Below are 9,218 nucleotides of genomic sequence, written 5' to 3'. Positions count from 1 at the left end.
GATTAGTTTTTCGAAACCCTCCCTTATCTGGGCATGATCGTGCTGATTGTATCGATTGGCGGGATCTTTTATCCCAAGCTTGGCTACATCCTCCTGCTGGTCTTCGCCACCCTTCTGACCATTGCCCCCTTCAGAGGCAGATGGTTTTGTGGCAACCTCTGCCCCCGGGGCAGCTTCGTTGACTTCTGGCTGGCCCCCCTTAGCCGAAGGCTGGCGATCCCTCTTTTCCTGCGCAGCATGTGGATCAGGATTCCCATCTTCATCGCCCTGATGGGCTTTATGATCTACCGGCTATTAGGAACCCAGGGGGTGGTGGACCGAATCGGAATGGTATTTGTCACCCTATGCATAATCACCACCTCCATTGCCATACTCTTTGGCGTGATCATCGCCCCCCGGACCTGGTGCACATTCTGTCCCATGGGCACATTGCAGAGGATTATGGGAGGCAGCAAATACCAGCTCAAGCTGGACGGGGATTTATGTATTGACTGCAAGAGGTGCCAGAAGGTCTGCCCCATGCAGCTTCGGGTATTTGAGCTGCAGGATTTGCCGGATTGCATAAAGTGCGGCCGCTGCATAGACGCCTGCCCAAAGGACGCCCTGATCTTTCACTGATTGTCGAACTTTTGACGCAAGTTTAAATAGGATGTGTCGAAACCCATTTGCGGGTGAAATGAGATGAAACAGGTCATATTTCTTATCTGCATAATGGCAATCAGCATTCCATTACCGGCTTTTGCCGCAGATACAGGCTACTCGAATCCCAACATCGGCCAGTCTTATGGTCGTGGGACTCTGGACGAGGGCCTGGCGGGAATGCTGGACTGGCTGGACCAGCCCGTGCCCAGCGCCAGATATCCCCTGCCCTCGGACGCGTCCCTCTACACTGCGGGTGCAGCACAGAGCGCATTCATTCCCTATAGCGAATATTTTGCCGCTGCCACAAAGACTGCTGAGGGCGGAGTGATCGGCAAACCTGCCCAGTATGATATATCTGGGAAAGAGCCGATAGCAGTCTATTATGGCGATGGTCAGGGACTGGCATATTCTCAATATGCATCTGCTATGGCCACCAGAAGCGATCTATGGATAAAGGGAACAGCTAACTGGTCGCAGTATGCAGTCGTGCCCCTGGGAAGCAAGCTGGAGCTGGTAGCCTATGTACCCCAGAGAGGAGATGCCGGATTCTACCATACCATTCAGACAAACAGCATATTTCACGATTACTGCGTCTATCAACTCAATCCTGGCTACAACAATATGAGCTTTGATGCCGATCAAGCAGGAAGACACATGCTCTACTTCGTGATCAACAACCAGCCGAGCAACGTGGTCATAGTGGACGTATTCCCCCCGCAGGCTGAAGCGGCATCATCCAAGCCCGCCCATACGATATCGTAGAGATCTAAATATCTGGAGATCCATAGCCATATTCTGGAGATGGTCCATGAGTGGGGCTCTGAGGATTCTGGGTCTGGCGGACCTGCATGACTGCACTGAGGGGATCAGGAATCTAAAGGACCTCAAGTACGACCTGATTGCCTTTTGCGGCGACCTCCATAATGCCAGTTCAACAGAGGGAGCGAAGCCTGCTGCCATGGCCCTCGCCCGCCTTGGTCCGCCAGTGCTGATAGTTCCCGGCAATATGGACCACAGAGATGTCGTCCCTGATCTCTGGGAGAAAGCGGGTTTTATTGTCCTTCACCGATCCTCTTTTCGCCATAAGGAGTACGGATTTCTTGGCATGGGAGGAATGATAGCCCGAGATCCCCGCAGACTTGGCGATCCCAATAGGTACTACCATCGCGATGATGAGGTCTATTCCGTTCTGGAGAAAGCCTACCAGGAGGTGGCTGGTACCCGGGCCAAGATCGTCATCGTTCATCAGCCGCCCCGGGGGGCTTGTGATATTCTTTACAATGGCGAGAGATCCGGCTCCTCTGAACTGCGCCGATTCATAGAGAACTATCAGCCCGATCTGGTCTTATGCGGCCATATTCATGAGGATCGGGGAGAGTGTCATATCGGCTCCACCCTGGTGGTGAACGTAGGAGAGCTGCGTCGGGGCTATGGAGCAGTGATCGATCTGAACGATGAGATAACAGTCAAATGGATCTGATTAATCTGAGCCCTGCTTTTGGGCGATGATGATGATGGAGTAGGATCCATCGACATCCTCCACAGATGGATAGGCGGCAACATAAGACAGCCAGCGGATCATTTCTTCAGAGTGCATCACCGTCTCGTCGCTCAGCCTCCGCCTGATCCTCCTGGCATTGAAGAGCTGCTGCTCTCTTCGATAGAGCATTCTTGAGCGTGACTGGCCCAGCCGATATATCACCCTCATGCCGCGTCGTTCCACCATCCGGCAGAGCGAGGGAAAGTTAAACCACTGCTTATGGGACCTATTCTTTGGCAGGCCGGCGTCATCTCCCGACTCCGATATAACATTAGGGACGGAACAGATGAAAAAGCCCTCCGGCATGAGGATTCTGGAGAACTGATCCACCGCCCGGCCCGGATCGTTCAGATGCTCCAGGGTCTCAAAGCTGACCGCTGCCCCACAGGAGCCTTCCCGGATATGCCTGCAGAGATCGTCCTCCTCCAGGTTCAGGCAATTGAAGCGAATATTGGGCTCTTGGCATCCAGCCATCGCCCGCTCGATCATCTCCGGGCTGCCATCTATGCCCACTACCTCCTCGGAGGCGGTGGCCAGCTCAATCGATCCGTATCCCAGGCCGCAGGATACATCAGCGGCAAGCCTTATGCTCCGGCTGCGCAGAAAATCGGCGGCAAATAGATATCGGCCCAGATACTCCGCCTTGCGCCACAGATTGCTGTCGCTGGAATCGAAGGGATCCAGCTGATCAAAACCCGTGCCCTTATAGGCGGAGTAGGATGACAACTTATAGCCTCCGAGCTACCCACAAAATGTGAAATCGAAGGCAGGCCAGGAAAAGATGAACAAGCCCGCCTTGGGAACAGGAAGCCGATCGCTTAATCCCTAGCGAATGTCCAGCTTGGTCCTGCCCATCACCGCTAGGTAGGCTACCTCTTTGCCTTCCTCGATCTTGGATTTCTGGTCCTCTGTTATGGGAACATCGATGGTAGCATAGCTGCCCAGGTCCATTAGCTGCACCGATGTGTCGCCGATGGACAAGACCTGGCCGGTCTTGCGCTCGACAGTTGGCACGTAGATCTTGGTGGTGACCGGCTGGACGATGGATTTCTTCTGGTTGTCGAAGATGCCAATGGCATCCACCCTCGCCTTGGCCGAACCGTGCTTGCCGGGCTTGGAATGGGATATGCTCTTGATTATGCAGGGCTCTTCATCTATGATTACATACCTTCCTTCTTTCAGCTCTCTGACCTCAACCTGCTCCTTCATTTCATCACTCCTGAGGGCGAATGCGACTCACCTATTTAAAGGATATCTTTCATCCTCCGCAGCGCTTCCTCGAGATTGGCCCGGCTGGCGGCATAAGATATCCGGATATGCTCCCTTCCGCCCTCTCCAAAAGCAGATCCTGGAACGGTGATGACCCCTGCTCTTGCCAGCTTGCTGGCCACCAGGTCGCCGTCTCCCACCCGAGGGAAGAGATAGAAAGCGCCATCCGGCTCTGTCAGGTCCACTCCCATCTCCCGGAAGCCTGCTACCAGAAGGTCTCTGCGGCTCATAAACTCATCCCTCATCTGACGAACGCAATCCTGGGGTCCACAGATCGCCTCCAGGGCTGCGGCCTGGGAGATGGAGCTGGCGCAGGCCTGGACATACTGATGAATCTTGAGATGCTGCTCTATAGCCTCGTTCCGGGCGGCGAGATAACCCAGCCGCCAGCCGGTCATGGCATAGGTCTTGGAGACGGCATTGACGGTGATCACATTATCTGAAAACCTAGCCGGGCTGATATGCTCTCCCCGGTAGATGAAATGCTCATAGACCTCATCTGAGAGGAGGGCGATATCCTCGTCATCGGCTATTTCGGCGATAGCCCTCATCTGCTCCTCGGTCTGGACCGATCCGGTGGGGTTGGAGGGGGAGTTGATGATTATCATCCGGGTCTTTTTTGTTATTCGCTCCCCAATTGCCTCCGGGGTTATGCGGAGGTCCTCGTCTAAGGGGACGGAGACGGGCCTTGCCCCCACCAGCCGAGTCAGCTCGGCATAGGAGAGGAAGCTTGGATCTCCCACCAGCACCTCCTCGCCCCGGTCTACCAGGGCGACGATTGCCAGGAATAGGGCCTCGCTGGCACCGCTGGTGACCATTATATCATCGGCGGTGCAGTCGATCTGGTTTTCTCTCATCAACTTCTCTGCCAGTGCCTCTCTGAGCGCCGGCACTCCGCAGTTGGGGGTGTAGCCGCACTGCCCCATTTCTATGGCCCTGATCGCAGCCCTCTTTATGTGAGATGGAGTGTCGAAATCCGGCTGGCCCAGTCCCAGATTGACCGAGCCGGGCATAGCCGACTCGAAGCATTTCCTAATTCCTGATATCTCAATCTCCTCTGTACAACATGCAAACCTCATGGCTTCTCCCTCCTGTTTTGCTCTCCGATCTGATCATCCCTATAGATCACATTGAGAATGCTAAAGCAGCCGAGCGTGCTCAGCTCCTCTTTCATGATGTTCATCCTGACCCTCCCCCCTCTCCAGTAAAGGGTGATCTTCACATCCTCTTTCTCGGTCTCCGTGGATACGGACTCCATAAACCTTTCCAGCGCCCTCTTATTGGAGAATGGGACCACGAATATCGCCCGGTATCTGTCCTTTTTGCGGGCATATGATGTCAGAATATAGCCATTGCTCTCAAACTCGCTGATCTCCTCAAAGCGGCACAAGACCTCCTTCTCATGCTCTGTGGTCGAGTCGACCTTGGAGATCATTAGCAGAATCCTGGATAGAAGCAACTTATCGAATTTTTTGCCGAACCAGATGTTGATGGAGCCCTGAGTGAGCAGGATGGATACGGAAGATCCACTGATCTCTATGGAGACCGGTTCCGGCCTTGGGCCTTGAGAAGAGGGCATTATCTCTAGATCCTGGCGGAGCAGATATAACCGTTTCGAGAAATGGTCCCTGGAGAGGAGAGATTTCCATGGACCAATGTATAAAGTCTCTAAAGGAGGAGTTTGCCCGTGAGCCTTATGCCCGGATGTTCGGGATAGAGATCCAGGAGCTGGAGGCGGGGCACGCTATCTTGAAGATGAAGACGAACGAGATGATGAACAACCTCTTCAGGACGACCCATGGTGCGGCAATCTATTCACTCTTAGATGCCGCCTTTGAGCTGACCGTCAACTCCCATGGCACAGTGGCAGTGGCACTGGGAGTGAATGTCAGCTACCTATCTCCTGCTCGTCCCGGAGAGACTTTGCGGGCCGAAGGGAAAGAGACGAATCGGTCCAGAAAGATCTCCTCCTGTGAGATCAGAGTAACGGGAGAGGACGGGCGGCTAGTTGCCACCTGCCAGGCCCTGGCTTATAGAATGAGAGACCGCCTTCCGTTCCTTCCGCCCGAGGCCCCACCGAGCTCCTGAAAAGAGCTCTTGATCAGTGCTCTTGAACAGGGTTTATATTCCATAGCTCCCCAAGGATCTGGCGATGAAGCTAGGGCCCTGCATAAAGAGATACAAGGAGGACACTCACCGGGCGGCATCCCCGGAGGAGACTGAGAAGCGAATCGAGGCCAAGCTGCCCGCTGCCGGGATCACCAGAGTGGCCGATATAACCAATCTGGACCGAATCGGTATACCAGTCTTCTCCTCCATCCGGCCGATGGCCGATCGGGGAGCGGTCTCCGTCTATAATGGCAAAGGGGCAACTCCTGTCGAGGCCAGGGTCTCGGCGATGATGGAGGGGCTCGAGCGCTACTCTGGAGAGGTGCGAGACAGGGAGCTGACAATTGCCCGCTATTCCAGCCTGAAAGCCGAGGCTCTGAACCCTGTCGATCTGATACTCCCCACAGAAGCAGTCGCGGATGCAGACGCTGAGATCCCCTGGGTTTTGGGCTGGGATATTATGAATGACGAAGAGATACAGGTCCCAGCCAATGCGGTATTTCATCCTCTGTCCTCTGACTACAAGAGGCTCTTTCGGACCAACACCAGCGGTCTCGCCTCAGGGAATATGATGGAAGAGGCGATATTCCACGGTCTAGCTGAGGTTATAGAGAGAGACGCCTGGGCAATAGTGGAGGCGACGAGGCACATGGGGCCGCTGATATCTGATGTTGTTGACGAACAGGCACAAGGCCTGCTGGAGAGGTTCGCCGCAGCAGAGGTGGATGTCTACCTGCGGGATATCACCAGCGATATCGACATCCCCACCTGCGCGGCTGCTGCCGATGATATAAAGCTGCGCGATCCCACTCTGCTCACCACTGGGATGGGTACCCACACCAGCGCCCGGGTGGCGGTGCTGCGCGCCCTGACTGAGGTGGCGCAGAGCCGGCTCACCCAGATCCACGGGGCAAGAGAGGATACCGTCACCGCCGATTTCCGCCGGCAAATCGGATACGAAAGGACCAAGAGGCTCAACCGTTATTGGTTTGATATCGGGGAGAAAAAGAGCTTTGCTGATATTCAGTCTTTTGAGAGCAATGACTTCCTTTTGGATATCAAGTTCATGATCAGCAAGCTGGAAGAGGCGGGCCTGGAGCGAGCAGTGGTGGTCGATTTAACCAGAGAGGAGATCGGCGTTCCGGTGGTGAGGGTGATCGTCCCGGGTCTTGAGATCGCAGGGGTAGACCCGGAAAGGGTGGGAAAGAGGATAAGGAATGCCAGAAGTCGTCGTCTTCCTAGGGCCAAGCCTCTGCAGAGCTAGGGCAGAGGAGATTCTGCAGGCTGAATGGCGGCCTCCTGCCCGGCGGGGTGACGTTTACCGGGCGGCCCAGGATGGAGCGCAGATCATCGTTCTCATCGATGGGGTCTTCTTTCAGGACTCTTCTGTGGCGCATAAAGAGGTCATATACGCATTGGACGCAGGAGCGAGGGTCCTGGGGGCGTCGAGCATGGGAGCCCTGCGGGCCTCGGAGCTGGATGTTTATGGCATGGAGGGAGTAGGGCTCATCTATCAGGCCTATAAGAAAGGAATGCTGGTATCAGATGATGAGGTGGCGCTAACCTTTGATCCTTTCACGTTTGAGCCGCATTCAGAGCCTCTGGTGAACATCCGCTTCAATCTGGAGCAGGCCTGGCAGAAGGGAGCGATCGGCACCGTCGGAAAAGACAGGCTCCTTCGCTGCGCACAGGCTCTGTACTTTCCTGAGAGGAGCTATGAGATGATGATGGAGAGGGCGCGGGACTTTGTGGCAGAGGAGGAGATAGAGAGGTTTCGCGCATTCCTGGCCTCCAACCGGCGAGACTTCAAGATGGAGGACGCCATCCGGGCCCTGGAGAGGGCAAAGGAGATAGCTATTGATGAGGATTAAGATCAGGTCGTTTGCCGGATTTCGAAATATTCTGGGAAAGGAGAAAGATATCGATCTTCCAGGCGAGGGGGCAATGATAAGAGATCTTCTGAACCTGTTATGCCATGATCACGCCTCGCTGGAGCCGCTTTTATTCAAGGAAGGAAGGCTGCGCGAGGACGTAAACATCTTTCTCTCGGGAAAGAACATCGAGAGCCTGCAGTCGCTCGAGACCCCGCTGGCGGATGGGGATGAGCTGGCCCTGTTCACTGCTGTTATTGGTGGATGATATTCCGATGGTATTCGATAAGTTCAAATGATGCAGATCAGGATCAATTACAGTTTAATTGAGCTAATAATATTCATAAAACCTATCTAAATAGATTGAAATAATAGTTTCCCATTCCCTGGGACTGTTCTCGATGGCTATGATAGAAGAGATTCAAGCTTTGAAGAAGGAACGCCGGGCGACGATTCTGGCCCACAATTATCAGATACCGGCGGTTCAGGATATAGCGGATCTGGCGGGCGACTCCCTGGAGCTTTCCCGGGCAGCAGCGGCCCTGGACTCGGAGGTTATAGTCTTCTGCGGAGTGGACTTCATGGCGGAGACGGCCGCTATCTTATCCCCGCAAAAGAGGGTGGTCCTGCCGGTGAAAGGGGCTTGGTGCCCCATGGCCCACATGATCACCCCCCAGCAACTGGATGAATTGAAGGCTCTCTATCCTCAGGCAGCGGTGGTATGCTATGTGAACTCCACTGCGGAGATCAAGGCGAAGAGCGACATCTGCTGCACATCTGCTAATGGGGTGCAAGTGGTAGAATCGCTGTCTGAAGACGAGGTCATATTCGTGCCGGACAGGAACCTGGCTGCCTATGTGGCCCGCCATACGAAGAAGAAGATCATACCCTGGGATGGCTACTGCTATGTTCATGACCAATTCACCCCGGAGATGGTGAAGGCAGCTCGCAAGCTTCATCCTCAGGCGGAGGTTCTGGTCCATCCGGAGTGTCGGCCGGAGGTGATCGACCTGGCCGATTTCGTCTACAGCACCGCAGGAATGTGCAAGCATCCCGATATCAACCGGGCGCGGGAGTACATCATCGGCACGGAGGTGGGCATGATCTACCGGCTGAAGAAGGCCCATCCGGATAGAGAGTTTTATCCTCTGAGCGATGAGGCCATCTGCCAGAATATGAAGAAAACCACCCTTCCCGATGTCCTCCGGGCTTTGCAGACGCTCGAGCCGCGGGTTGTTGTGCCAGAGGAGATCGCTGTGCGGGCGAGAGGGGCGATCGAGAGGATGCTGCGGGTGAAGGTTTGAAGGATTGTGAAAGAAAGGCAGTGTGCAAACGAATCTGAAACTCTTTTTGCCAGCTTTGACGTACTTTATGCCTCGATTGCTGCTCTTAAGGTTTGGCCTTCAATAACCGGGATGGGTAAATCGAATCTCAGACTGAACGCAATCCAGTCTTCTATGGCCATCCTCAAATTATCCTGGTACTCTTGCTGAGTTTTGCCAGTTGCCCAAATGCCCTTTAATTAGGGCACTTCGCCGGAATAAGGCTCTTGGTCATCTATGACTTCATATACCGCCTTGGAGATTGCAGCCTGGATATATTCGCAGAACATACCCTTTTCGCTGCCATGTCCGCTGAAATGCACAATCTGGGGTTTGTGCTGGTTTAGTAATTCGAGCAGATCATCAGGCCTGATAGCTCAGGCGGATGAGTGATCGATAGAATCGCGATACTTCTAAGCCCTAATCATAGCAGTGATCTCCCAGATCTCCTTGTCCCGCTCTAAA

At 54.4% G+C, this 9,218-nt stretch carries 12 protein-coding genes and 1 pseudogene; 8 read left to right on the top strand and 5 right to left on the bottom strand.

Translation table 11 applies throughout. The features are described 5' to 3' along the window. Positions 1–33 precede the first annotated feature (33 nt). From BP822_RS11775 to BP822_RS11765, 3 genes are all read left to right on the top strand, one after another. Positions 34–618: a 4Fe-4S binding protein gene (locus BP822_RS11775; protein WP_286878346.1), complete on the top strand. Its 585-nt coding sequence runs from the start codon at positions 34–36 to the stop codon at positions 616–618. 63 nt (positions 619–681) lie between these two features. After that, on the top strand, positions 682–1,404 hold the full coding sequence (locus BP822_RS11770; protein ID WP_286878345.1) for a hypothetical protein: 723 nt from the start codon (positions 682–684) through the stop codon (positions 1,402–1,404). 46 nt (positions 1,405–1,450) lie between these two features. Then, entirely contained in the window at positions 1,451–2,122 is a 672-nt protein-coding gene (locus BP822_RS11765) for a metallophosphoesterase family protein (protein WP_013720191.1), read from the top strand. Here the strand turns inward: BP822_RS11765 and BP822_RS11760 are convergent, their stop codons facing one another. The 4 genes from BP822_RS11760 to BP822_RS11745 all read right to left on the bottom strand — a co-directional run bounded on the left by BP822_RS11760 (position 2,123) and on the right by BP822_RS11745 (position 5,030). Then, on the bottom strand, positions 2,123–2,908 hold the full coding sequence (locus BP822_RS11760) for a class I SAM-dependent methyltransferase (protein ID WP_013720190.1): 786 nt from the start codon (positions 2,906–2,908) through the stop codon (positions 2,123–2,125). Positions 2,909–3,007: 99 nt separating this feature from the next. Beyond that, positions 3,008–3,391, bottom strand: coding sequence for a translation initiation factor IF-5A (locus BP822_RS11755; RefSeq protein ID WP_013720189.1), 384 nt, complete (start codon positions 3,389–3,391; stop codon positions 3,008–3,010). 35 nt (positions 3,392–3,426) lie between these two features. Then, positions 3,427–4,530, bottom strand: coding sequence for a pyridoxal phosphate-dependent aminotransferase (locus tag BP822_RS11750; protein WP_013720188.1), 1,104 nt, complete (start codon positions 4,528–4,530; stop codon positions 3,427–3,429). Then, positions 4,527–5,030: a hypothetical protein gene (locus BP822_RS11745; RefSeq protein WP_013720187.1), complete on the bottom strand. Its 504-nt coding sequence runs from the start codon at positions 5,028–5,030 to the stop codon at positions 4,527–4,529. Before BP822_RS11745 ends, BP822_RS11750 begins: the two co-directional genes overlap by 4 nt. Before the next feature lie 68 nt (positions 5,031–5,098). Between BP822_RS11745 and BP822_RS11740 the strand changes: the two genes are divergently transcribed. The 5 genes from BP822_RS11740 (at position 5,099) to nadA (ending at position 8,735) form a co-directional block, all read left to right on the top strand. Continuing rightward, positions 5,099–5,539: a PaaI family thioesterase gene (locus tag BP822_RS11740; RefSeq protein ID WP_013720186.1), complete on the top strand. Its 441-nt coding sequence runs from the start codon at positions 5,099–5,101 to the stop codon at positions 5,537–5,539. Between the two features lie 64 nt (positions 5,540–5,603). After that, positions 5,604–6,824: a YcaO-related McrA-glycine thioamidation protein gene (locus tag BP822_RS11735; RefSeq protein WP_273270679.1), complete on the top strand. Its 1,221-nt coding sequence runs from the start codon at positions 5,604–5,606 to the stop codon at positions 6,822–6,824. Beyond that, entirely contained in the window at positions 6,778–7,431 is a 654-nt protein-coding gene (locus BP822_RS11730) for a TfuA-related McrA-glycine thioamidation protein (RefSeq protein ID WP_273270681.1), read from the top strand. Before BP822_RS11735 ends, BP822_RS11730 begins: the two co-directional genes overlap by 47 nt. Further along, positions 7,421–7,699, top strand: coding sequence for a ubiquitin-like small modifier protein 1 (locus BP822_RS11725; RefSeq protein ID WP_013720183.1), 279 nt, complete (start codon positions 7,421–7,423; stop codon positions 7,697–7,699). Before BP822_RS11730 ends, BP822_RS11725 begins: the two co-directional genes overlap by 11 nt. Positions 7,700–7,838: 139 nt before the next feature. Beyond that, positions 7,839–8,735, top strand: a complete 897-nt coding sequence (nadA, locus tag BP822_RS11720; protein ID WP_013720182.1) for a quinolinate synthase NadA — start codon at positions 7,839–7,841, stop codon at positions 8,733–8,735. 65 nt (positions 8,736–8,800) lie between these two features. Here nadA and BP822_RS12915 read toward each other — a convergent pair. Next, positions 8,801–9,043, bottom strand: a pseudogene (locus tag BP822_RS12915) (type II toxin-antitoxin system HicB family antitoxin). Positions 9,044–9,218 lie beyond the last annotated feature (175 nt).

The organism is Methanosaeta sp. UBA458 (assembly GCF_002496085.1).
Classification (GTDB): Archaea; Halobacteriota; Methanosarcinia; order Methanotrichales; family Methanotrichaceae; genus Methanothrix; species Methanothrix soehngenii.
Note: the sequence above shows the minus strand (reverse complement) of the source record. Positions and strands in the feature narration are given on the sequence as shown.

Excerpts from the sequence above, each read along its gene's own strand:
- BP822_RS11775 (WP_286878346.1), top strand. The coding sequence starts at position 34 with ATGATCGTGCTGATTGTATCGATTGGCGGGATCTTTTATCCCAAGCTT.
- BP822_RS11750 (WP_013720188.1), bottom strand. The coding sequence starts at position 4,530 with ATGAGGTTTGCATGTTGTACAGAGGAGATTGAGATATCAGGAATTAGG.
- nadA (WP_013720182.1), top strand. The coding sequence starts at position 7,839 with ATGATAGAAGAGATTCAAGCTTTGAAGAAGGAACGCCGGGCGACGATT.
- BP822_RS11740 (WP_013720186.1), top strand. The coding sequence starts at position 5,099 with ATGGACCAATGTATAAAGTCTCTAAAGGAGGAGTTTGCCCGTGAGCCT.
- BP822_RS11725 (WP_013720183.1), top strand. The coding sequence starts at position 7,421 with ATGAGGATTAAGATCAGGTCGTTTGCCGGATTTCGAAATATTCTGGGA.
- BP822_RS11730 (WP_273270681.1), top strand. The coding sequence starts at position 6,778 with ATGCCAGAAGTCGTCGTCTTCCTAGGGCCAAGCCTCTGCAGAGCTAGG.
- BP822_RS11755 (WP_013720189.1), bottom strand. The coding sequence starts at position 3,391 with ATGAAGGAGCAGGTTGAGGTCAGAGAGCTGAAAGAAGGAAGGTATGTA.
- BP822_RS11770 (WP_286878345.1), top strand. The coding sequence starts at position 682 with ATGAAACAGGTCATATTTCTTATCTGCATAATGGCAATCAGCATTCCA.
- BP822_RS11745 (WP_013720187.1), bottom strand. The coding sequence starts at position 5,030 with ATGCCCTCTTCTCAAGGCCCAAGGCCGGAACCGGTCTCCATAGAGATC.
- BP822_RS11765 (WP_013720191.1), top strand. The coding sequence starts at position 1,451 with ATGAGTGGGGCTCTGAGGATTCTGGGTCTGGCGGACCTGCATGACTGC.
- BP822_RS11735 (WP_273270679.1), top strand. The coding sequence starts at position 5,604 with ATGAAGCTAGGGCCCTGCATAAAGAGATACAAGGAGGACACTCACCGG.